Origin of the sequence: Burkholderia sp. THE68 (genome assembly GCF_009938265.1) — a bacterium.
In the GTDB taxonomy this organism is placed as follows: Bacteria; Pseudomonadota; Gammaproteobacteria; order Burkholderiales; family Burkholderiaceae; genus Caballeronia.
Genome location: NZ_AP022319.1, coordinates 852,992 through 874,154, shown reverse-complemented (window position 1 = coordinate 874,154; position 21,163 = coordinate 852,992). Strand labels below are relative to the sequence as shown.

The window sequence follows — 21,163 nt, the reverse complement described above, 5'->3', positions numbered from 1 at the left end:
GCAGCCGTCCGTGGTCGAAGCTGTCATCGATATCATTGCGGGCCGTTACGCTCGCTCCGGGGATCTGTCGTCGCCGAGCAAACCTGTCGAGGAGAAAGTATGGCAAGTTTTGATCGGGAAGATTCGGAGCTGGATATCGTCGCACCGGCGCGCAAGGCACCAGGCCGGCGGGCGAACAAAGGGAAGGGCCAGACCGGCACGATGCAGCCCGATGTCGCGATGACCGCAGAGCAGAACGAAGAGCGTCAGCGCCAGATGCGCGCGCTCATTCAGTTGGGCAAAGAGCGTGGCTACCTCACGCATGCCGAGATCAACGACCATCTGCCGGATAACTTCGCTGAAACCGCGGCGATGGAAACCATCGTCAGCACGTTCAACGATATGGGTGTGGCGGTCTACGAGCAGGCGCCGGACGCCGAAACGCTCCTGTTGAGCGATAGCGCCCCGAGCGTGGTCACCGACGAGCAATCGGACGAAGAAGCGGAAAACGCGCTGTCGACCGTCGATTCGGAATTCGGCCGTACGACCGACCCGGTCCGCATGTATATGCGCGAAATGGGCGCGACCGAGCTGCTCACGCGTGCCGGTGAAATCGCCATTGCGAAGCGCATCGAAGACGGTCTGCACGAGATGATTCAGGCGATCGCGGCGTGCCCGTCGACCGTCGCGACCATTCTCGCCGATGCGGCGCAAGTCGAGTCCGGTGAATTGAAGATCGATGAACTGGTCGATGGCCTGAAGGAAGAAGATTCGGTAGACGAAGATATTTCGCCTTCCGAAACAAGCGAATCAGCCGACATCGATACGGACACCGACGAATCCGACAGCGACGACGATAGCGACGATGACGACGTGGACGGCGCTGATGCCGGCGCGTCGAACGAAGCGCGTCTGAAGCAGTTGAAGGCGGACTGCCTCGAGATCTTCGCCCGGGTGAGCGAGCTGGCGGAACAGGCAAGCAATCCTAAGGGTTCGGGCGCGGTCGCGATCAAGGCCGTCGAAAAGGCGCGCACTGAAATCCAGCGCGAGCTCGGCTCGATCCGCTTCACGGCGAAGACCATCGACCGCCTGTGCGCGGACGTGCAGCAGCGCGTCGCGCAGGTGCGCGATATCGAACGTCGCGTGCTGCAGATCGCGGTGGATCGTTGCGGCATGCCACGCGACAAGTTCGTCGAATCGTTCGTCGGTCACGAGACCGATCTCGAATGGACCTCGCGCGCGGCGGCGGGCTCGAAGCAGTACGGCGCCTCGCTCGAGCGCAGTTTGCCTGCCATTCAGGCCGAGCAACAGAAGCTCATCGACGTCGAAAGCGTGGTCGAGATGCCGCTTCAGCAACTGAAGCAGATCAACCGCCGCATGACGGCTGCCGAGTTGAAGATGCGTCAGGCCAAGCGCGAGATGATCGAAGCGAACCTGCGTCTAGTCATTTCGATTGCGAAGAAGTACGTCAATCGCGGCATGCAGTTCCTGGATCTGATTCAGGAAGGCAACATCGGTCTGATGAAGGCGGTGGACAAGTTCGAATATCGCCGCGGCTGGAAGTTTTCGACCTACGCAACGTGGTGGGTGCGTCAGGCCGTGACGCGTTCGCTGGCCGATCAGGCGCGCACGATTCGCGTGCCGGTTCACATGATCGAAACGATCAACAAGCTGAACCGCATTTCGCGCGAGATCCTGCAGCAGACCGGTCAGGAAGCGCATCCGTCGGTGCTCGCCGAGCGCATGGAAATGCCGGAGGAGAAGATCCGCGGCATTCTCAAGATCGCGAAGCAGCCAGTGTCGCTGGAAACGCCGGTCGGTGAAGATGCCGATGCGACGCTTGGCGACATGATCGAAGACCAGGGCGCCGCATCGCCGGCGGACGCTGCGGTGCACGCGAACATGCGCGCCGCGATCGACGATGCGCTCAACGCGTTGTCGCCGCGCGAGGCGAAGGTGCTGCGCATGCGCTTCGGTATCGACACGGCTTCGGACTACACGCTCGAAGAACTGGGCAAGCAGTTCGATGTCACGCGCGAGCGTATTCGTCAGATCGAAAGCAAGGCGATGCGCAAGCTCATGCATCCGAGCCGCGCCGACAAGCTGCGTCCGTTCCTGGATCGCTGATCCTTCGAGACGCCCGAACCTACGTTTGGGCGCACTCAAAAGCGCGTGCCGCCGAATCGGGCGGCACGCGCTTTTTTTATTTCACTACCCGTGCGAAGTGCTTTTCGGCGCGCGGGACGACGCGCACGCCTGCAGCGCGGCGATGGCCTTGTTCGCGAGCGTAAGCGTCTCTTCGCATGCGAGGCGGTCGCGGAAGATCGCGCATCCGCCGCCCGCATCGACGCGCGCTACCGCGTTACGCACCTTGTCGAGCGCGGATTGCGGCGAACCGGTATCCCTGATGATCGAAGCGATGTCGAACGCGCTGCCGGCATCTGTTTCGACATAGCCGGGACACTGCGTCTGCGCGTGGGCCGCGACGCACATCAGCCCGATCGCCGCAATGGCGGGAAATCGTCGCATGCGGATGGAGCGAAGGGGAAATTCGCGAGAGGAAAAAGAGCAGGGAAGGGCATCCATGGCGTCACCACCGTCTGACATCGCATCGAAGAACGTAGCTTGTCCACAGTTTCCGTGCACAAGCATGTGGATATCCTGAGCATCGCCGGGCCAACGGGTTGATGCGTAACGCATTTCCCGCGGCGTGCGAAATTCGCGCGCTGCTTCGTCGTCCATTCTGAACCGGTTGCGAAATTCGTGTCATCGCGCCAAAAATCGATGTAGCTCTCGAATAACGTCCGCTATACGCACTCACGCGGCGACTTGTCGCGGGTGCGTTTCAATTTGCGATTTATCATATTGCTTGATCAGTCAATCATTGCTCAGGCCAAAAACCATGAAGCAGTAAGGCGGTCCCGGCACCCATCAGGGCCCGGCATTCGGTGAGATCCGGTCATGGCAACCTTTGAGCCCCGTAGTTCGCCCAGCAGCAGTCAAGCGGGCGCCAGCATGCATTTCGTCTTGCGCCGAACGGCGCAGATTCTCGGCGTGCATCCAATGATTATCGGGGTCCTCGGCACAGGCCTCGTCCTTGGTCTGGTGAGCTTGTTGCTCGATGCGGTACAAATGACGCTCGGGGATGCAACGGTACTCGTGCTCGCCGCGACGCTCGGGGCCGTGGCAGTTTCCGCCTCCTGGCTCTTCGCATTTGTGCTTCGAGAGCAGGTCAGCAAGGAGACCACGCTCAGGCGGTTATCGACTACCGACCCGCTTACCGGGCTTGCGAATCGCCGCAGCCTTGAGTCGCATCTTGCTCAGGAATGGGATAGGGCGCGGCAACGTGGCTCGCGTCTCTCAGTCCTTTTCATCGACATCGACCACTTCAAGCGATTCAACGACACCCTCGGACATGCCGCCGGCGACGAAGTACTCGTCGCTGTCGCGCACTGTGTTCGACGGGTGGCTCGTCGCTCCGTCGACTTCGTCAGCCGTTATGGCGGTGAAGAATTCGTGGTGGTCTTGCCCAAGGTGACGAACGAAGCAGCAACCGTGATGGCCGATGCAATCAGGACGGAGGTGCAAGGCCTGCAGCTTCAGCACATCACAGACGAACATCGATGCATCACAGTTTCAATTGGTGTGGCGACATGCAACCCGGGCGAAGACATCGCGCCAGCTCACCTGGTAGAAGCGGCCGACGCGCAGATGTACGCCGCCAAAACGGCTGGCCGCAATTGCGTACATGCTGTCGAACTGACCAAAGCCGCTATTACGACTTGAGTCTACAGGCTCCGATTACGTGCCCCGCGTGCTTGCGCGCGAGCCGTCGCTAGCGCGCAGATAGCATCAACTGTGTATTCTCTCGAAGTCGTTCCTCGAGAGGAGCCGCCGTGAAGAACCCCCTGATTCTGGGTCTCGCCATTGTCGCTGTGGACGTGGTCGTGTGGCGCGCGAAGCTGCCCGCGAACGACCTGGCACGACTCTTCATTCGGCTCGCGCTCTTCTTCGGGCTCAGCTGGATACTTTTTTCGTCTGGCCTTAGTCCCTTTACGCAGGCTCCTTACATCGACGTGGTCGAGCTGCACTGGTTGGGGCAGGTCCTCGAAATCATCTGGTGGTTGATGGGCGCGCGTCTGCTCACGCTTTCGCTCGACACCCTGCTGCTGCCGCGCGCCTGGAGAAAGCAGCGTCTTTTCTCGGATGTGTTCGGCGCCGTAGTCTTTCTCGCTGCGGCAGTGGCCGCCTTGGGCTTCGTGCTCGAATTGCCCGTACGCGGACTGGTCGCGACATCGGGCGCACTCGCTATCGTGCTGGGCCTTGCCATTCAGAGCACGCTCAGCGATGTCTTCGCGGGCATCGTCATCAACACGACGGAGCCGTATGCAATAGGTGACTGGGTGACGATTGACGACGTTGAAGGGAAGGTCGTCGAGATGAACTGGCGCGCGACGCACTTACTGACGGGTCAGGGAAACACGCTCATCGTGCCGAACGCTGTCGCGGCAAAGGCGAAAATCACCAACAACAGCAGGCCGGGGGACGTCCACGGGCTGTCGCTCATTCTCGAAATCGAACCCGAGGCGCGACCGAAAACGGTGCTGGACGCCTTGGGGCGTGCGCTTACGGGCTGCAATGTCATCCTCGCAACGCCGGCTCCGTACGCCCGGATGAAGCGCACCACCGCAAACTCGGTGCAGTACGAAGTCGTAGCCTTCGTGGCCGACATGAACCAGAAGCTCGCTGTATCAAGCGAACTCTTCGACCTCTGCTACCGCCATCTCGCGTCGGCTGACGTAGCGTTACGGGCGCTTGGCGTGCCGGCGCCGGCGCTCACGTCGCGTGACGAGAAGGAGGCGCTCCTGAAGCGAGTAAGCCTGTTCGACAGCCTGTCGGGCGAGGAGGTGACAAGGCTGGCGAAATGCCTCTCCCGACACGAGTATCAGGAGAAACACGAGATTCTGGCGCCGGACACCGTGCCGGACAGTCTCTCGATCGTGCATTCCGGCGTGCTGTCGGTTTCCCTCGTCGAGTCGGCAGGTAGCCGCGAAATCGCTCGGATTGGGCCGGGTGAAGCGTTCGGCGAAGCGGGGCTGCTCGCGGGGCTCTCGATGCACGTGTCCATCGCAACGCTCACGCCGTCGGTCTTGTTCCAGCTCGGCAAGGACGACATGACTTCGTTTCTCAAGGATCATCCCGAGGTTGCGAAGCAGATGTGTCAGCTACTTGCATATCGGCAGGACAAGCTTGGTAAGCTCGTCGCTCCGATGCCTGATGAGCAGAAAAAGGGCCACACGCTGTTCCAGTGGCTGCTCGCAACAGTCTGGAACCGGCATTCGTTGAACGATGAGTCCGACTAGCGGGCGAGCTAAAATTCGACCAACGCGCACGATAATGCCGAAAGGCCTGTCTGCACGGCAGGACAGTTGATTTTCAGATTTCCGCAGAGGGTGACATAGGCATGGCTAATGAGGTAAGCGCACGCTACTTGATTTCGTCCGACGCCGCACAGGAAAAGGCAGAGCTCCTGCAGGAGCTGGCTGGTGGCAAGAACGCGCTGCGCCTGAATCAGGCGCTCGAAGCCGTGGCGTCGGGTTGCGGGTTCGATCGATGGCGAGAGCTGGTGGCTACCAACGCGAGGTTGGCGGCGGGCGAGGCAAACTCCCTCGACATCTCTGCGCTCATGCTGGCTGATGACCACCACGTCGACGCAGAGACGCTTGCGGCTCGGCGCGCACTGCAGGTGGAAACCGTTCGCGGTGTCATCACATGTTCCTATGCCCGAGCGCAAGAGCTCGTGGCGCAGTGGGCTCTGTCCGGCTCGCCGCACGGTCTTCAGACGAGCGCCGCGGGGCCTGCCCAAGCAGACTCCCAAGAGGGCGACGACGAAACGCGTAGTTCAGTCGTCGGTGAGGAATCGCAGCAGGCCCTTGAGGAAACGCTCAACGATGCGTTGTTTGCGGCCACGCAGGAGTTCGGCCCCGACGAGTCTCCCTATGCGCCGCCTTCCACGCCATCGGCGCCAGTCGCGGTGAGCTATAAGAAGCGTCGCTCTCGGGCCGACGACAGGTAGAACGCCGAACGCTGAGTTGAATATTCGATGTCATCCAAGGTCAGAAACTCATTGCTCTGGATTCTCGAGCCTCTCGAAGGCGACGAGACATATTTCCGAAAGCGAATGTTCGGCTGCGACGCGGCATACGTCGATGGGCTGCTGTGCCTGGTCGTGGCCGACCGCGATGAACCGTGGAATGGTTTGCTGGTATGCACGTCGCAGGAACGACACGCTGCGCTCATCAAGGAAATGCCCGCCTTGCACCCGCATCAGGTCCTCGGGAAATGGCTTTGCGTAAAGCAGAGCGACCCTGCGTTCGAGGATGTCGTCCGTCGTGTTACCTCGCTTGTCCTTTCACGTGATCCGCGCATCGGCGTCGCGCCGAAACCACGGCGACCAGCAACAAAGCGCCGAGCCGAATCGAAAGAACGTCAAACCTGAAACGCCTGCACCGTCTGCCTGAGTTCGCGCGCTTGCGCATCGAGCGAGAGCGCCGCCGCTGCCGCCTCGTTGACGAGCGCCGCGTTACCCTGCATCAGCCGATCCATCTGCGAGACAGCGTCGTTCACTTCATCGATGCCACCGCTTTGCTCGCTCGACGCCGTCGCGATGGCTTCGACGAGTGCTGACACGCCATCGACGGAAGCGAGCAGATCGGTGAGCGTCGAACCCGCGTGTTTCACCGTCGATCCGCTCGACTCGACATGCGCGTTGACTTCGCGCGTCAATTGGGCGATTTCCTTCGCCGCTCCCGACGAACGACGCGCGAGCGCGCGAACTTCCTCCGCGACGACGGCGAAGCCGCGCCCGAGCGATCCCGCTCGCGCTGCTTCGACGGCGGCATTCAGCGCGAGAAGATTGGTCTGGAATGCAATCGATTCGATGACACCGGTGATCTGCCCGATCTGCGCCGAACGCGCCGACAAATCGGTCATGCGCGCGATCGCGTCGGCGACGGCGCGTTCGCCGTCTTTCGCGCGCACCGACGCTTCCTTCGCGAGCTCGCGCGCGCGGTTCGCGTGGTCGGCGTTCGCGCGCACCGTCGACGCGATCTGCTCCATGCTCGCCGACGTCTGCTGCAAACTCGCCGCGTGCTCCTCGGTGCGCGCGGACAGCGCGTGATTGCCCTCGGTGATATCCGCCGCCGCGATGCCGATGGTGTCGGTCGAGCGCTTGATGTCGCCGACCATCGATGCGAGCTGGCTGCGCATCAGGCTCATCGCGTGCATCACGCTTTGCGTGTCGCCGGGCGCGACGGGCACGTCCGTCAGCAGGTCGCCCTGCGACACGCGCCGCGCGACGTTCGCCGCGAGCGCCGGCTCGCCGCCCAGTTGCCGGATCAGCGCGCGCGCCATCGAAAGGCACAGCCATCCGACGAGCGCCACGCCCGCGGCGATGCACGCGCCAACAGTCCACTGCACGACACGGCTTACGCGTTGCGCGTGGTCATACTCCTGCTGCGCGGCGCTTAGCTGGAATGCGCGCAATTCGGTGGTTTCCTTCTTGACGCGCGCGGCGGTCGGCTCGATTTGCTGCGTCACGATCCACTGCGCTTCCGAAAGATTGTTCGCGGCAAGCAGGCTGGCCGTCGGGCGAAAACCCTTGTCGCGCAGCGCTGCCCAATCGCTGGCGAGGCGTTTGGCGAGCGGCGCTTCGGTGGCATCGAGCGGATAGCGCAGATAGCGGCCGAGCAGGGCGTCGATATTCGCGATGCGCTGCTGCGTCGACGTCACCACGGTCTGCGTTTTTTGCGCCGAGGGATCGAGCACCGCGTCGCTGATCGCGAACTGGCTCTGCGTGATGAGTTCGTCGATGGTCGAAATGGTTTGCAGCGCCTGCGCGCGGCCTTCGAAGACGTGACGCAGCGCGGCATTGCCTTGCTGGACCCCGAATAACCCGACGGTGCCGACCGCGACGAGCACGGCGGCGACCGCGCCCGTGACGATCGCGAGGCGCGCCCTGACAGTGAGCTTCGACATATGCGGTAGAGGAGAAAAGTGCGCGTGGAAAGTCTGGTTCGGCGCGAGCGGCCTATCTTCAGACTTTTTCGAGAAGCGCAATCTACCGGTGGTTCAAGACGGTTGTGTGACAACCGCATCCCTCATGTGCCGAATACGTTTGCGCCCGGTGCCCGCGCGCATTGCAACGGGCACGAAGCGCGAGCACCGACTCAGTTGCGCTTCGGAATCTCGAGTCCGCGCTGCACGGCGGGCCGGTCCAGAAAGGCCTTGAGCGTGCGCTCCACGTTCCCGAACTCATGAAAGTCCACGAGTTCGCGCGCCTCATAGAAGCCGATCAGATTGCGCACCCACGGAAACACCGAAATATCCGCGATGCTGTACTCGTCGCCCATGATCCAGTCGCGCCCGTCGAGGCGCTTTTCGAGCACCGCAAGCAGCCGCTTCGATTCCGCGACGTAACGCGCGCGCGGCCGCTTGTCCTCGTAATCCTTGCCGGCAAATTTGTGGAAAAAGCCGACTTGCCCGAACATCGGGCCGATGCCGCCCATCTGGAACATCAGCCATTGCAGCGCTTCGTAGCGCTTCGCGACGTCGTCGGGCATGAACTTGCCGCTCTTCGCCGCCAGATAGACGAGAATCGCGCCCGATTCGAACAGCGGCAACGGCTCGCCATTGGGCCCGTCCGGATCGATGATCGCGGGAATCTTGTTGTTCGGATTCAGCGACAGAAACTCGTCCGAAAGCTGGTCGTTGGTATCGAAACGCACCAGATGCGGCTCGTAGGGCAGGCCGGTTTCCTCGAGCATGATCGAGACTTTCACGCCGTTGGGCGTCGGCAGCGAGTACAACTGGATGCGCTCGGGATGCTGAGCAGGCCATTTGCGGGTGATCGGAAAATCGGCAAGCGCGGTCATTTAGGGTCCTCGAAGGTCGGAACCGCGAATATAACCATTTCGACGTTTTCCTGTTGCTTACGGCTTGCGCGCGCAGTCATCGGATCGCCGCATCGAAAAGTGAAGATTGAGGGATCTCGTACAGACGCCGCCTGTCGAAGCGCAGAACCTGTCTTTAACTTCACTACAAAAGCGATTGTAGGAATCGCTGTACGAGAACGAGGATTGCGCGTAACGCCAAAGGTCAAGAAGTCAACCAACACTAGAAACCAAGCCCCTGCGGGAATAATGCAGCGCGTGCGCGAGGTGCGGGCCGATTCGCCAGATTCGCTGGCTCGCTTATTGCATCGACTAGGATGCCTGAGCATTCCTGTCGGCCCTTACGAACCGTTGGTTTTGACTCGCCATGAAAACCGCTCCTCTCGCAACGCTTACCGCATTCGCTGCCGTGGTCGGGGGACTGCTGCCCAGCCTGTCCGGCGCAACCCCTCTGGAAAGCCAGCTCGATTGCAAGTCCAGCGCGCACAGGTTCATTGCGCCGCTCGTCGCCGACAAGTCCATCGACGCGCGACCGATGCGCGTCGAGGCGAATTCCGTGAACGCCTTCAAGCCGACGCAGGGCAGTGAACTCACGGCATACGGTTTTCGCGTCTATGCCGTGCTGGGCTACGAGCACGGCGACGACATGTTCAAGCGAGGCAGCGGCCAGCCGATCAACGACTCCGCGTACGGCGTCGTGGTGCTCGCCGCGTCGGAGACGGTCGAAGAGAAGGTGCGTGAAGCGGGCAGCACGGCCGTGGTGAAGCAGATCGTGCCAATGCTGATGACCGCCGTCTTCTGCGACGGCAGCGCGTTGCGCAACACGGCGGGGCCGGTCACGACGGAAGCGTCACGTAATCGGTGAAACGCGCGTTGAAGCGCGCGTTGAATCAGCGCCGAAATGCGCTGAGTCGTCGATAATGTTCTCCCGAATTCAGCGCGCGCAAGTGTCGCGCGCATAACGACAGGAGAACGCCGATATGTCCGATGCAGCCAACCAGTCTCAACGAATCGCAATCGTCACCGGAGCGGGCAGCGGCATCGGCCGCGCGGCGGCGCTGGCCCTGCTCGGCGACGGCTGGTCGGTCGTACTGGCGGGCAGGCGTCCCGCGCCGCTCGAAGCGGTGATCGGCGAATCGAACGCTGGGGCGCGCGCGCTCGCCGTGCCGACCGACGTCGCCGATCCGAAATCGGTCGAAAACCTCTTCAAGGCGGCGGTCGAACGCTTCGGCCGCGTCGATCTGCTGTTCAACAATGCCGGCGTGACGAATCCCCCCGGACCGTTCGAGGACTGGACGCCCGAGCAATGGCGCAACGTCGTCGACATCAATCTGAACGGCATGTTCTTTTGCCTGCAACAGGCATTCCGCACGATGAAGGCGCAAACGCCGATGGGCGGGCGCATCATCAATAACGGCTCGATTTCCGCGAGCGCGCCGCGCCCGAACTCGGCGGCCTACACGGCGACGAAGCACGCGGTCCAGGGCCTCACCAAGACCGCATCGCTCGACGGCCGCAAGTACGACATCGCGGTCGGTCAGATCGATATCGGCAACGCGTTCACCGAGCTGTCCGAGCGCATGTCGCGCGGCGTGCCGCAGGCGAACGGCGAAATCGCCGTCGAACCGATGATGGACGTGAAGTTCGTCGGACAGTCGGTGCTGTACATGGCCAATCTGCCGCTCGAGGCGAACGTGCTGTTCCACACCGTGATGGCCACCAAGATGCCGTTCGTCGGGCGCGGCTGACCCTTCTTCTACGCCGTCCGATACCAGACGCGAATGCCCGAGTACCAGTGGCTCACGCTGGTATCGTCGCCGGCGCCGAACGTCGAGAGGCTCTCGACGTTCAGCACGTCGACTCCGTTCTCCTCGATCCACCTGTTCGCGCGCTCGACGAGCGCCGCGCCGTTCTCGTACACGTTGCCCTTGATGATGTGATGCTGCACGATCTGTCGCTCGAAATCTTCGTAAGCGATCTTCGCCATCCGTCGTCTCCTGTGTTTTCGTTCTGATGCGCCGAGGTTTCCGCACGCGTTTTTGCTGCGGCGCAGCGCTATCGCCGCATGACGCGTTGTGCCGATTCGAGCATCATATGGCCTGAGACACGCTCGTGCGAATCGGTTTATCCCGCGTTCGCGCGCAAAGGAGAGCACGATGGACATGCGGCAACGCGAGCACATCGAGGCAGTCGTCGCGGCGACCACGCGGGCGGAACCGGCCATGTCCGCGCCCGCGCCGCTGCGCACGCACGAGAGCATCATCGAGTCTTCGTGGCGGCGTTGCGTGCATCAGTACGGACTCGATCCGTCGCGCATGCAGGAAGCGCGCATCCTGACGCAGACGCGCCTGCGCGAGCATCAGCAGCGCATCGACGATTTCGCGCGGATCGCGCGTCACGGTCTCGAAACCTTGTACGAGCATGTCGCGGGCATGGGCTATGTCGTGCTGCTCACCGATGCGTCCGGCGTGACCGTCGACTATCTCGGCGACGCGAACACGGATTCCGCGCTGCGCCGCGCGGGGCTGTATCTCGGCGCGGAGTGGAGCGAAGCCGGCGCGGGCACCTGCGCGGTCGGCACCGCGCTCACGACGGGCCAGGCGCTCACGGTGCATCAGGTCGATCACTTCGACGCGACGCACATCCCGCTTACCTGCACCGCCGCGCCGCTCTTCGATTCGCGCGGCGCGCTCGCCGCGATCCTCGACATCTCTGCGCTCACCTCGCCGCAGGCGCGCGACAGCCAGAATCTGGCGCTGCAGCTCGTGCGTATCTACGCTGGACATATCGAGAACGCAAACTTCCTGCGCACGCATCGGCAGGACTGGATTCTGAAGCTGAACACATCGCCGGAATTCGTCGATGTCGATCCCGAATACCTGATCGCGCTCGATGCGAGCGGACGCATCGTCGGACACAATCGGCGCGCGCACGCGATGCTCGCGGCGGAGATCGGCCGGCCGATCGCGCCGGGCGCATTTGCAAGCGAGCTGGTGGCGTCGCTGATCGGCGTGCCGTTCGATACGCTCTTCGATGCACGCATCGAGGAACTGGGTCGCTTCGTCTATTCGCGGCCGAGCGAGTTGCGCGCGGTGCCGCTCGCGAAATCGGGCGCGCTGCTGTATCTGAGCGTGATGCCGCCCGCGCCATGCGTCACGCCTGCGACGAACGCGGTGTCACAACGCAATGTCGAAGTGCCCGCGGCGCTGGCCGCGCTGAGCGGCGGCGATGCGACGCTCAAGCGCCAACTGGAACGCGCGGCGAAGCTCGTCGATTCACCGATCAACCTGCTCGTCAACGGCGAGACCGGCAGCGGCAAGGAGTTCTTCGCGAAGGCGTTGCATCGCGCGAGCGCGCGGCGCGCGGGGCCGTTCGTCGCGGTGAACTGCGCGGCGATTCCGGAGACGCTCATCGAAAGCGAACTGTTCGGGCATCTGCCGAACAGCTTTTCGGGCGCGGGCGCGAAGGGAAAGCGAGGTCTCATTCAGGAAGCCGACGGCGGCACGCTCTTTCTCGATGAAATCGGCGACATGCCGCGCGAACTCCAATCGCGTCTGCTGCGCGTGCTGGCCGAAGGCGAAGTGCTCGCGATCGGCGCGTCGCGGCCCGTATCGGTCGATGTGCGCGTGATTTCCGCAACCCATCATTCGCTCGATGCGCTCATGCAGGACGGACGTTTCCGCGAAGACCTCTACTACCGTCTGAACGGCGCGCGCTTCACGCTGCCGCCGCTGCGCGAACGCACCGATCTCGACTGGCTCGTCGACAAATTCGTCGAAGGCGCGGTCACGCTATCGCCCGCGGCGCGCGAGCGCTTGCATCGGCATGAGTGGCCGGGCAATCTGCGCGAGCTTTGCAACGTGCTGCGTTATGCCCGCGCGGTGTGCTCGAACGGCCTGATCGACGTCGAGGACCTGCCGGAAGGCTTCGGCGGCGCCGCCACTGCCGCTGCGCCGGTCGAACCGCCGCCGCGCGTCATCGAGGATTTCGATCCGCATCGGCTGCCGCCGGAAGGCATGTTGCTGATGCAGTATCTGCGCGCGGCGAGCTGGAACCTGAGCGCGGTCGCGCGGCAGATCGGCGTGAGCCGCATGACGCTGTACCGGCGCATGGCGCGCTACGGCATCCGCTCGCCGAATCAACGCGACGCGAATGGCCGCTGAGCAGGCCGATACGCCTGTACACCCCGCGATACACCTGCCGCTGTGACACCTGTCACGGCGGCGCCCCGTGCACCCTCTGAAGCGCCCGTTTTCCGCGGGTAATCCCTCGTTTTTACGCGCCTGAAAACACCGTGCCGATTGGCATGGCGCTTGCCTTTATCCGCCGCACAAAACATACGACACACAACGGAGACACAGGCATGCCTGAAAGCGCGACGCCGCTCGTCGGCATCATCGCCAATCCTGTTTCGGCGCGCGATATTCGCCGCGTCATCGCGAACGCGAACAGCCTGCAGCTCGCGGATCGCGTGAACATCGTGTTGCGGCTGCTTTCGTCGCTCGCGTCGTGCGGCGTCGGGCGCGTGCTGATGATGCCGGACCGCGAAGGCCTGAAGGTCATGCTGCAACGCCATCTCGCGCGCAGGCAAGGCCCTGATGCCGCGCTCGCGAAAGTCGACTTCCTCGATATGCCCGTGACCGCGCGCGTCGACGACACCTTTCGCGCCGCGCGGATGATGCGCGAAGCCGGCGTCGATGCGCTGATCGTGCTCGGTGGCGACGGCACGCATCGCGCGGTCGTGCGCGAATGCGGACAGGTGCCGATTGCGGGTCTGTCCACTGGCACCAACAACGCGTATCCGGAAATGCGCGAGCCGACCATCTCGGGACTCGCCGCCGGTCTCTACGCGACGGGCCGCGTACCGCCGGGCGAAGCGCTCGCGTCGAACAAGCGGCTCGACATCGAGATCCGCGCGTCGAACGGCGACATGCGTCGCGACATCGCGCTCGTCGATGCCGTGATCTCGCACGAGCATTTCATCGGCGCGCGGGCGCTGTGGAAGATCGACACGCTCGCCGCCGTCTACGTCGCGTACGCCGATCCGCAGGCGATCGGCATGTCGGCCATCGCGGGTCTGCTCGAACCGCTCGGGCGCCACGATCCGGGCGGCGTGGCGATCGAACTGGCCGCGCGCGGCCTCGGCGAATTCGATCTGCACGCGCCGATCGCGCCGGGTCTCATCGAAGCCGTGCCGATCGCGAACTGGACGCGCCTCACCGACGGCGTGCCGCATCGCGTGAAGCAGCGCACCGGCATCGTCGCGCTCGACGGCGAACGCGAGCTCGCGTTCGGCCCCGGTGACGAAGTGACCGTCACGCTCAAAGAAAACGCCTTTCGCAGCATCGATGTCGCCGCGTGCATGCGCTACGCGGCGGCGTCCGGGCTGATGCGCCGGCCCACGAGCAATACCCGTTAGACCCATCCACCGAAGGAGACAGAGATGACAGCTACGCAAAATGCGGGCGGCTTGCCGCTCTCTAAGGACGAACTGCTGACCGTGTATCGCAAGATGCGCACGATCCGCGATTTCGAAGAGCGCCTGCACGTCGATTTCGGACGCGGCGACATTCCCGGTTTCGTGCACCTGTACGCGGGCGAGGAAGCGGCGGGCGTCGGCATCATGAGCCATCTGAGCGACGGCGATCGTATCGCGAGCACGCACCGTGGACACGGGCACTGCATCGCGAAAGGCGTCGATCCGGTCGAAATGATGAAGGAGATCTACGGCAAGAAAGGCGGCTCGTGCAACGGCAAGGGCGGCTCGATGCATATCGCCGACCTGTCCAAAGGGATGATGGGCGCGAACGGCATTCTCGGCGCGGGCGCGCCGCTGATCTGCGGCGCGGCGCTCGCGGCGAAGTTTCGCGGCAAGGGCGAAGTCGGCATCACCTTCGCGGGCGATGGCGCGTCCAATCAGGGCACTTTTCTCGAAAGCCTGAATCTCGCGGCCGTGTGGAATCTGCCGGTGATCTTCGTGATCGAGAACAACGGCTATGCGGAATCGACGGCGCGCGATTACGGCACGGCGGTGGATAGCTATGTCGATCGCGCGGCGGGCTTCGGCATTCCCGGCGTGACGGTCGACGGCACCGATTTCTTCGCCGTGTACGAAGCGGCGGGCGAAGTGATCCGGCGCGCGCGCGAAGGCGGCGGCCCGGCGCTGCTCGAATGCAAGATGATCCGCTTCTACGGCCACTTCGAAGGCGATGCGCAGACGTATCGCGCGCCGGGCGAACTCGACGATATCCGCTCGAACAAGGACTGCCTGAAGAAATTCGCGGCCGCCGTGACGCAAGCCGACGTGATCGCGCCGGGAGAACTCGATGCGATCGACAAGGAAGTCGCCGCGCTGATCGATCGCGCGGTGCAGGAAGCGAAGGACGCGCCGTTGCCGAGCGCCGCCGATCTGCTCACCGATGTCTACGTCAAATACTAAATCCTGGAGACGACAATCATGGCCCGCAAACTGAGCATGAAGATGGCGATCAACGAAGCCATCGATCAGGAAATGACCCGCGATCCGAGCGTGATCGTGCTGGGTGAGGATATCGTCGGCGGCGCAGGCGCGGACGGCGAAAAGGACGCGTGGGGCGGCGTGCTCGGCGTGACCAAGGGACTTTACGCGAAGCACGGCGACCGGCTGCTCGACACGCCGCTGTCGGAGTCGGCGTATATCGGCGCGGCGATCGGTGCGGCGGCGTGCGGCATGCGTCCGATCGCGGAGCTGATGTTCATCGACTTCATGGGCGTGTGCTTCGACCAGATCTTCAATCAGGCGGCCAAGTTCCGCTACATGTTCGGCGGCAAGGCGGAGACGCCCGTCGTGATTCGCGCGATGGTCGGCGCGGGTTTTCGCGCGGCGGCTCAGCACAGCCAGATGCTCACGCCGCTCTTCACGCACATTCCCGGCCTGAAGGTCGTGTGTCCGTCGACGCCGTACGACACCAAAGGTCTGCTGATCCAGGCGATCCGCGACAACGATCCGGTCATCTTCTGCGAGCACAAGAACCTCTACGGCTTCGAAGGCGAAGTGCCCGAGAACTCGTACGCGATTCCGTTCGGCGAGGCGAACATCGTGCGCGACGGCAAGGATGTGTCGATCGTCACGTACGGACTGATGGTGCATCGCGCGCTCGAAGCGGCATCGACGCTCGCGAAGGAGGGCATCGAAGCGGAAGTCGTCGATCTGCGCACGCTGTCGCCGCTCGATATCGACACAGTGATCGAAACGGTCGAGAAAACGGGGCGGCTAGTGGTCGTCGATGAAGCGCATCCGCGCTGCAACATCGCCACCGATATTTCCGCGCAGGTCGCGCAGCAGGCGTTCGGCGCGCTGAAGGCCGGCATCGAGATGGTGACCGCGCCGCATACGCCGGTGCCGTTCTCGCCGACGCTCGAAGATCTTTACATTCCGAGCGCCGCGCAGATTGCCGACGCCGCACGAAAAACCATGAAGGGAGGAAAGCACTGATGTCCGCAATCACACCGATCGTGATGCCCAAATGGGGCTTGTCGATGAAGGAAGGCACGGTCAACGAATGGCTCGTGGAGGAGGGCACGGAGATTACCGTCGGCATGCCGATTCTCGACGTCGAAACCGACAAGATCGCCAATGCAGTCGAAGCGCCCGATGCCGGTTTGCTACGCCGCAAGGTGGCGGAGGCGGGCGATACGCTGCCGGTGAAGGCGCTGCTCGGCGTGCTCGCGCCGTCTGACGTCAGCGATGCCGATATCGATGCGTATGTGTCGTCGTACGTGACGCCCGCCGGAGACGAGGAAGAAGGTGAGGAGGCCGCGGCGTATCACTTCGTCGATATCGACGGCATCCGCGTGCGCTACGCCTTGCGCGGCGGCGATGACGCGAACCGTCCGGCCGTGCTGTTCATCCACGGCTTCGGCGGCGATCTCGACAACTGGCTTTTCAATCTCGATGCGCTCGCGGAGAAGAATCGCGTGTTCGCGCTGGATTTGCCGGGCCACGGGCAATCGACACCGAAAGTGCCGGGCACGACGCTGGCGGATCTCGCGGGTTTCGTCGGCAAGTTCATGGACGCGCTGGAGCTGAAGAAGGCGCATCTCGTCGGGCATTCGATGGGTGGCGGCATCGCGGCGCAGATGGCCGTCGATCAGCCGGAGCGCGTGGCGTCGGTGTCGCTGATTTCGCCCGCCGGTTTCGGCGATGAGGTGAACAACGCGTACACCGAAGGTTTCGTGACGGCGGAGTCGCGCCGCGAACTGAAGCCGGTCGTGGAACTGCTGTTCGCCAATCCGGAACTCGTGAGCCGCCAGATGCTCGACGATCTGCTGAAATACAAGCGGCTCGATGGCGTGAGCACCGCGCTCACTTCGCTCAATGGCGGGTTGTTCGCGGGCGGCCGGCAGAGCGCGCAGCCGGGCGGCAAGCTGGCCGCGACGGGCAAGCCGGTGCTCGTGATCTGGGGTGAAAAGGACCAGATCATTCCCGCCGCGCACGCGAAGCATGCACCGGAAGGCGCGACCGTGCGCGTGTTCGACGACGCCGGCCACATGAGCCAGATGGAGAAAGCGAACGAAGTGAATGCGTTGTTGAAGGAGCACGTGCAAAAGGGCGGCTGAGCGCGTCCAGCCCCGAGCGCGCCCCGCCGGAGAAGGCCGCCGACGGGGCGCGCTCGTTCGTCGCCGTTATTGGCTACCATGCTGGGGTGGCGTCCGCTCGCGACGCGCCCGGACATCGATTCCATGCCCTTCCAACTGCTCGATCCCGCCTCGCGTTCCGGCGATCCCCTCGATGCCGAGGAAGCGCTGCTCGCGCGCGCGGCCGCCGGCGACGCCGTCGCGCACGTCTGGGAAGCGCCTGCGTCGCTGGTCGTGCCGCGCAGCTATCAGCGCTACGCGCCGCTCGCCGACGCTCGCGACGCCTTCGCACGGCGCGGTTGTCCCGTCTGGCTGCGTCTGTCGGGCGGCGGCCTCGTTCCGCAAGGCCCGGGCATTCTCAACCTGAGCCTCGCCTATCCGGTGCGCGCGCCGATGGGCACGCTCTCCGAAACCGTCTATGTGCATCTGTGCAGGATTCTCGCGGATGCGCTCAACTCGCTCGGCGTGCTGACGCACTGGCAGGCGGTCGAAGGCTCCTTCTGCGATGGCCGCTTCAACCTCGCGTGGGGCCCCGGCGACGATGCACGCAAGATCGCCGGCACGGCGCAGTACTGGCGTCGCGTGCCTGACGGCGACAAGGACCAGCCGCCACTGTATGCGGTGCTCGCGCACGCCGTCCTGCTCGTCGACGCCGATCCGATCGAAATCAACGAGCGCGCCAACGCGTTCGAGGCGATGATCGGCAGCGGACGCCGCTACGAGGAAATGCGCGTCGTGACCGTTGCGCAGGCGCTCGCCTACGAATGTTTCTCGATACCCGCCGATCTGCGCGAGCGCGTGCGCGCGGCGTTGATCGAACGTGTGAAGGACGCGCCGCTGCCAGAGCAATAAAAACGCATCGAGGTGGCCATGCCGCTCAGAAGTGCTTCGAACGGGTTCTTCTTCGCGCTGTGGGTGGCCGTGTGCGCCGCCGCGCCCGAATTCCTCTGGCAAGGGCTGTTTTCCCTGTTCGGGCACTTTTCGCTGACCGATGCCGCCGCAGCGCTATTGATCGGCGCGATTCTCGCGTTTTTTGTCGAACCGGTTCTGGAGCGCCTGCGCGGAATCGGCGACGCGCCCGCGCACGCGGAAAAATCGCCGGCCTTCGCCGCGTGCGAGGCGTTGAGCTTCGCGGTCGTCGCCGTCTGCGTGCATGAGGCAATCACCGTGTACGTCGCGGCGAGTCACTCCAACGAGCAGGCGGCCGAGAATCTCGCCAGGGCCGTCTCGCTGGCGCTGCAATGGGCGATCACGCCTTTTTTCATCACGATTGCGTGGATGGCCGCGCGCGGGCCGGCGTGGATCGCGTGGCCGGTGGCCGCGTTCGCGGTGATCGTGAGCTTTGCCGCCGGCGTGATATTCGGATGGAGCGTGCACGTGCTCGTGACGAGCGTGATTCCGGTGATCTGCGTGCTGATCGCGGGATGCATCATCGTGCGGCAACAATGGGACGCGCGCACGTTCAGGCGCTGCGCGCGGGCGACGGGTGTCATTGCGCTCGCCTGGCTCGTGCTGACGGGCATGCTGCAAGTCGCGCTATGGCTCGCGCACGTGCAGGCGTTTCGCATCTACGAACGATCGGAGTTCTGGAGCGATCTGCGTTTCTATATCGGCTGGGTGACGGGCTTGCTCGTTGCGCCCGCGTTCGTGACCGACGCGCCGCTCTACGCCGGAGGCGACGAACGGCGCATGCGGCGATGACGAATCCGTCAATACGCTCCGGGCGGCGGTGGCTGCCAGCCGGCCGGGGGTGGAGGCGGCGGAGGCGTGGTGTATGACGAGCCATAGGGCTGGCTCGTGCGTACCGCGCCACGCACCGGCACCTTGTCGCCGGCGGCGTACATGCATTGCAGATACGCGTAGTCGTAACGTTGCTGCACGTTGTAGCCCGACGCCTGCGAAGCGCCGACGCCGAACGCGCTGCCGGTCAGCAGACCCGCGCCCGCGCCGATGGCCGCACCCGAGCCGCCGCCGAACGCCGCGCCTGCCGCAGCGCCGAGCGCGGTGCCGACGACCGCACTGCCGACTGCGCTGTTCGTCGCGGCTTGATTCGCGTCCACGCCGCCGACCTGATTGAGGGCGAACTGCCGGCACGAGGCATCGTCGGCGCGGAACTGATCGAATGTCTTGGTGCTGCCGGGCAGCGCCATCACGCTGGGACCGGTGGGCATCACCGTGCAGGCCGACAGGCCGAGCGCGCCGATTCCCGCAAAAAGCAGGGCAAGCCTTGAGTAGTTCATGGATTCTTGCAAATTCGTTTCGTCGTCGGTTTTCAGAGCGTCAGAAGCGTCAGTTCGACGGCGGCGGCGTCGCCGGAACCGGGCGCCATGCGCCGGAGCATTGCTTCACGTACGGGTAGTAGGCTCGCGCGGAGTCGCAGTAGTACCACATGCCGGGCTGCTGGGCGGGCGCGCCGGGATCGGCGACGGGCTGACCCTGCTCGACGTATTGCACCGGCGCGGACGGCGCGACGACCACGGGCGGCGGCGGATAGTAGTAATACGGCGCCGGCGCGACGGGATATGGGTAATACACGGGTCCGCCGACCCACACGCCGACGCGAGCCCAGGCGTATGCATCGGCGGTCACGCCCGCGCTCGCGATCAGCGACAGCGCGATTAAAGCCTTCAGGCGATTCACGACCTTCTCCAGAAAAATGTTCGCTGTGTCGATGCCTTCAACGGAAAACCGGCCTGCGCTGTTGACCGGACATGGCACATCTTTCAACGCTATGCCAGTTGGAGAGGAAATACAATTACAGGACCCGGCCCGTATTTTTCGGCGCGTTACCCGGTAAAAATACGTCGCAATATCACGCGCGCAGCACGGTAATTCCGGCTTGCTCGATCGGCTCGGTGAGCTTCGCGTCAGCCGCATCCTCGACGATGATCGTCTGCGCCAGTTCGATCGCCCCGATCCTGTAAGCCGACGCCGCATGGAGCTTCGCCGCCGACGCCAGCACGACGGTTTCCGCCGCGCGCGCCGCGAGCGCCCGCTTGATATGCGCTTCCTCGAAATCGCCGGTGGTGAGGCCGGCGGCCGGATGCACGCCAGTGACGCCCATGAAATAGAGGTCGGCGTGAATGTGCGACATGGCTTCGACGGCAGCCGCGCCGACCGAGACGATCGAATGCTTGTAGAGCCTGCCGCCGATCAGCACGACTTCGACCGACGCGTGCTCCGCCAGCGCGACCGCGACGCTCGGACTATGCGTGACGATCGTCGCGGTCAGATGCTCGGGCAGCTGCCGCACGAGGAGCGCGGACGTGGTGCCGCCATCGACGATGACGACCTGCCCCGGCGCGATCATCTCCGCCGCTTTTTTCGCGATGCGCCGCTTCGCATCCGATTCCATTTCCTGACGCCGCGCGAACGGCGCAACGGCCGGCGACGCCGGCAGCGCGCCGCCGTGCACGCGTTGCAACAGCCCTTCGGCCGCAAGCTCGCGCAAATCCCGCCGGACGGTGTCTTCCGAGACGCCGAAGCGCGCGCTCAGATCGCTGGCGAGCACCTGGCCGTCGCGTTTGAGGGTATCGAGGATCGCTTTCTTGCGTTGGCTGGTCAACATGGATTTGCACGAATTCACTTGATATTGCACGAAACTGCACGCTACCATG

Annotated in this window: 21 protein-coding genes; 14 read left to right on the top strand and 7 right to left on the bottom strand. The window is 63.8% G+C overall.

Features of this window, described 5'->3' with window-relative positions:
* Window positions 1-99: 99 nt before the first annotated feature.
* Window positions 100-2,106 carry an RNA polymerase sigma factor RpoD gene (gene rpoD, locus BTHE68_RS32575; protein WP_162070384.1) on the top strand — a complete coding sequence of 669 codons (2,007 nt, stop codon included), beginning with the start codon at window positions 100-102 and terminating at the stop codon, window positions 2,104-2,106.
* A gap of 84 nt (window positions 2,107-2,190) precedes the next feature.
* Here the strand turns inward: rpoD and BTHE68_RS37075 are convergent, their stop codons facing one another.
* Complete coding sequence (locus BTHE68_RS37075; RefSeq protein WP_232078177.1) at window positions 2,191-2,721, bottom strand: hypothetical protein; 531 nt, start codon at window positions 2,719-2,721, stop codon at window positions 2,191-2,193.
* A gap of 273 nt (window positions 2,722-2,994) precedes the next feature.
* Between BTHE68_RS37075 and BTHE68_RS32565 the strand changes: the two genes are divergently transcribed.
* From BTHE68_RS32565 to BTHE68_RS32550, 4 genes are all read left to right on the top strand, one after another.
* On the top strand, window positions 2,995-3,765 hold the full coding sequence (locus BTHE68_RS32565; protein WP_162070383.1) for a GGDEF domain-containing protein: 771 nt from the start codon (window positions 2,995-2,997) through the stop codon (window positions 3,763-3,765).
* A 110-nt stretch (window positions 3,766-3,875) separates the two neighbouring features.
* Window positions 3,876-5,342 (top strand): mechanosensitive ion channel family protein, encoded by a 1,467-nt coding sequence (locus tag BTHE68_RS32560; RefSeq protein WP_162070382.1) that lies wholly within the window; start codon window positions 3,876-3,878, stop codon window positions 5,340-5,342.
* Between the two features lie 101 nt (window positions 5,343-5,443).
* Complete coding sequence (locus tag BTHE68_RS32555; RefSeq protein WP_162070381.1) at window positions 5,444-6,055, top strand: hypothetical protein; 612 nt, start codon at window positions 5,444-5,446, stop codon at window positions 6,053-6,055.
* Between the two features lie 27 nt (window positions 6,056-6,082).
* The gene (locus BTHE68_RS32550) at window positions 6,083-6,478 is read left to right on the top strand and encodes a hypothetical protein (RefSeq protein ID WP_162070380.1); all 396 of its coding nucleotides are present in this window, start codon (window positions 6,083-6,085) and stop codon (window positions 6,476-6,478) included.
* Here BTHE68_RS32550 and BTHE68_RS32545 read toward each other — a convergent pair.
* Together BTHE68_RS32545 and BTHE68_RS32540 are read right to left on the bottom strand one after the other, a co-directional pair.
* Window positions 6,469-8,016, bottom strand: a complete 1,548-nt coding sequence (locus tag BTHE68_RS32545; protein WP_162070379.1) for a methyl-accepting chemotaxis protein — start codon at window positions 8,014-8,016, stop codon at window positions 6,469-6,471. The two genes, BTHE68_RS32550 and BTHE68_RS32545, sit on opposite strands and share 10 nt — an antisense overlap.
* A 191-nt stretch (window positions 8,017-8,207) precedes the next feature.
* Window positions 8,208-8,912 carry a glutathione S-transferase N-terminal domain-containing protein gene (locus BTHE68_RS32540; protein WP_162070378.1) on the bottom strand — a complete coding sequence of 235 codons (705 nt, stop codon included), beginning with the start codon at window positions 8,910-8,912 and terminating at the stop codon, window positions 8,208-8,210.
* Between the two features lie 385 nt (window positions 8,913-9,297).
* Between BTHE68_RS32540 and BTHE68_RS32535 the strand changes: the two genes are divergently transcribed.
* The gene (locus tag BTHE68_RS32535) at window positions 9,298-9,795 is read left to right on the top strand and encodes a hypothetical protein (RefSeq protein ID WP_162070377.1); all 498 of its coding nucleotides are present in this window, start codon (window positions 9,298-9,300) and stop codon (window positions 9,793-9,795) included.
* A 115-nt stretch (window positions 9,796-9,910) separates the two neighbouring features.
* A complete protein-coding gene (locus tag BTHE68_RS32530) occupies window positions 9,911-10,678 on the top strand; it encodes an SDR family oxidoreductase (RefSeq protein WP_162070376.1) in 768 nt (255 codons plus the stop codon).
* Window positions 10,679-10,686: 8 nt separating this feature from the next.
* Here BTHE68_RS32530 and BTHE68_RS32525 read toward each other — a convergent pair whose 3' ends face one another.
* On the bottom strand, window positions 10,687-10,917 hold the full coding sequence (locus BTHE68_RS32525) for a hypothetical protein (RefSeq protein ID WP_061177601.1): 231 nt from the start codon (window positions 10,915-10,917) through the stop codon (window positions 10,687-10,689).
* A gap of 169 nt (window positions 10,918-11,086) precedes the next feature.
* Between BTHE68_RS32525 and BTHE68_RS32520 the strand changes: the two genes are divergently transcribed.
* The 7 genes from BTHE68_RS32520 (at window position 11,087) to BTHE68_RS32490 (ending at window position 19,247) form a co-directional block, all read left to right on the top strand.
* Window positions 11,087-13,093: a sigma-54-dependent Fis family transcriptional regulator gene (locus tag BTHE68_RS32520; RefSeq protein ID WP_162070375.1), complete on the top strand. Its 2,007-nt coding sequence runs from the start codon at window positions 11,087-11,089 to the stop codon at window positions 13,091-13,093.
* A 200-nt stretch (window positions 13,094-13,293) separates the two neighbouring features.
* Entirely contained in the window at window positions 13,294-14,349 is a 1,056-nt protein-coding gene (locus BTHE68_RS32515; RefSeq protein ID WP_162070374.1) for an ATP-NAD kinase family protein, read from the top strand.
* Between the two features lie 24 nt (window positions 14,350-14,373).
* The gene (locus tag BTHE68_RS32510) at window positions 14,374-15,369 is read left to right on the top strand and encodes a thiamine pyrophosphate-dependent dehydrogenase E1 component subunit alpha (protein WP_061177604.1); all 996 of its coding nucleotides are present in this window, start codon (window positions 14,374-14,376) and stop codon (window positions 15,367-15,369) included.
* An 18-nt stretch (window positions 15,370-15,387) separates the two neighbouring features.
* Window positions 15,388-16,404, top strand: coding sequence for an alpha-ketoacid dehydrogenase subunit beta (locus BTHE68_RS32505; protein WP_162070373.1), 1,017 nt, complete (start codon window positions 15,388-15,390; stop codon window positions 16,402-16,404).
* The gene (locus tag BTHE68_RS32500; protein WP_162070372.1) at window positions 16,404-17,528 is read left to right on the top strand and encodes an acetoin dehydrogenase dihydrolipoyllysine-residue acetyltransferase subunit; all 1,125 of its coding nucleotides are present in this window, start codon (window positions 16,404-16,406) and stop codon (window positions 17,526-17,528) included. Before BTHE68_RS32505 ends, BTHE68_RS32500 begins: the two co-directional genes overlap by 1 nt.
* Before the next feature lie 123 nt (window positions 17,529-17,651).
* On the top strand, window positions 17,652-18,398 hold the full coding sequence (locus tag BTHE68_RS32495) for a lipoyl protein ligase domain-containing protein (protein WP_162070371.1): 747 nt from the start codon (window positions 17,652-17,654) through the stop codon (window positions 18,396-18,398).
* A gap of 18 nt (window positions 18,399-18,416) precedes the next feature.
* Entirely contained in the window at window positions 18,417-19,247 is an 831-nt protein-coding gene (locus BTHE68_RS32490) for a beta/alpha barrel domain-containing protein (protein WP_232078176.1), read from the top strand.
* 8 nt (window positions 19,248-19,255) lie between these two features.
* Here the strand turns inward: BTHE68_RS32490 and BTHE68_RS32485 are convergent, their stop codons facing one another.
* The 3 genes from BTHE68_RS32485 to BTHE68_RS32475 form a co-directional block, all read right to left on the bottom strand.
* Window positions 19,256-19,786: a YMGG-like glycine zipper-containing protein gene (locus BTHE68_RS32485; RefSeq protein ID WP_162070369.1), complete on the bottom strand. Its 531-nt coding sequence runs from the start codon at window positions 19,784-19,786 to the stop codon at window positions 19,256-19,258.
* 49 nt (window positions 19,787-19,835) lie between these two features.
* Window positions 19,836-20,186 (bottom strand): hypothetical protein, encoded by a 351-nt coding sequence (locus BTHE68_RS32480; protein WP_162070368.1) that lies wholly within the window; start codon window positions 20,184-20,186, stop codon window positions 19,836-19,838.
* 172 nt (window positions 20,187-20,358) lie between these two features.
* Entirely contained in the window at window positions 20,359-21,162 is an 804-nt protein-coding gene (locus BTHE68_RS32475; RefSeq protein ID WP_162070367.1) for a DeoR/GlpR family DNA-binding transcription regulator, read from the bottom strand.
* Between the last annotated feature and the right edge of the window lies 1 nt (window position 21,163).

What these genes read in the sequence shown, in the direction of transcription:
- rpoD (WP_162070384.1), top strand. Translation starts at nt 100, where the DNA reads ATGGCAAGTTTTGATCGGGAAGATTCGGAGCTGGATATCGTCGCACCG.
- BTHE68_RS37075 (WP_232078177.1), bottom strand. Translation starts at nt 2,721, where the DNA reads ATGGACGACGAAGCAGCGCGCGAATTTCGCACGCCGCGGGAAATGCGT.
- BTHE68_RS32565 (WP_162070383.1), top strand. Translation starts at nt 2,995, where the DNA reads ATGCATTTCGTCTTGCGCCGAACGGCGCAGATTCTCGGCGTGCATCCA.
- BTHE68_RS32555 (WP_162070381.1), top strand. Translation starts at nt 5,444, where the DNA reads ATGGCTAATGAGGTAAGCGCACGCTACTTGATTTCGTCCGACGCCGCA.
- BTHE68_RS32550 (WP_162070380.1), top strand. Translation starts at nt 6,083, where the DNA reads ATGTCATCCAAGGTCAGAAACTCATTGCTCTGGATTCTCGAGCCTCTC.
- BTHE68_RS32545 (WP_162070379.1), bottom strand. Translation starts at nt 8,016, where the DNA reads ATGTCGAAGCTCACTGTCAGGGCGCGCCTCGCGATCGTCACGGGCGCG.
- BTHE68_RS32540 (WP_162070378.1), bottom strand. Translation starts at nt 8,912, where the DNA reads ATGACCGCGCTTGCCGATTTTCCGATCACCCGCAAATGGCCTGCTCAG.
- BTHE68_RS32535 (WP_162070377.1), top strand. Translation starts at nt 9,298, where the DNA reads ATGAAAACCGCTCCTCTCGCAACGCTTACCGCATTCGCTGCCGTGGTC.
- BTHE68_RS32530 (WP_162070376.1), top strand. Translation starts at nt 9,911, where the DNA reads ATGTCCGATGCAGCCAACCAGTCTCAACGAATCGCAATCGTCACCGGA.
- BTHE68_RS32525 (WP_061177601.1), bottom strand. Translation starts at nt 10,917, where the DNA reads ATGGCGAAGATCGCTTACGAAGATTTCGAGCGACAGATCGTGCAGCAT.
- BTHE68_RS32520 (WP_162070375.1), top strand. Translation starts at nt 11,087, where the DNA reads ATGGACATGCGGCAACGCGAGCACATCGAGGCAGTCGTCGCGGCGACC.
- BTHE68_RS32515 (WP_162070374.1), top strand. Translation starts at nt 13,294, where the DNA reads ATGCCTGAAAGCGCGACGCCGCTCGTCGGCATCATCGCCAATCCTGTT.
- BTHE68_RS32510 (WP_061177604.1), top strand. Translation starts at nt 14,374, where the DNA reads ATGACAGCTACGCAAAATGCGGGCGGCTTGCCGCTCTCTAAGGACGAA.
- BTHE68_RS32505 (WP_162070373.1), top strand. Translation starts at nt 15,388, where the DNA reads ATGGCCCGCAAACTGAGCATGAAGATGGCGATCAACGAAGCCATCGAT.
- BTHE68_RS32500 (WP_162070372.1), top strand. Translation starts at nt 16,404, where the DNA reads ATGTCCGCAATCACACCGATCGTGATGCCCAAATGGGGCTTGTCGATG.
- BTHE68_RS32495 (WP_162070371.1), top strand. Translation starts at nt 17,652, where the DNA reads ATGCCCTTCCAACTGCTCGATCCCGCCTCGCGTTCCGGCGATCCCCTC.
- BTHE68_RS32490 (WP_232078176.1), top strand. Translation starts at nt 18,417, where the DNA reads ATGCCGCTCAGAAGTGCTTCGAACGGGTTCTTCTTCGCGCTGTGGGTG.
- BTHE68_RS32485 (WP_162070369.1), bottom strand. Translation starts at nt 19,786, where the DNA reads ATGAACTACTCAAGGCTTGCCCTGCTTTTTGCGGGAATCGGCGCGCTC.
- BTHE68_RS32475 (WP_162070367.1), bottom strand. Translation starts at nt 21,162, where the DNA reads ATGGTAGCGTGCAGTTTCGTGCAATATCAAGTGAATTCGTGCAAATCC.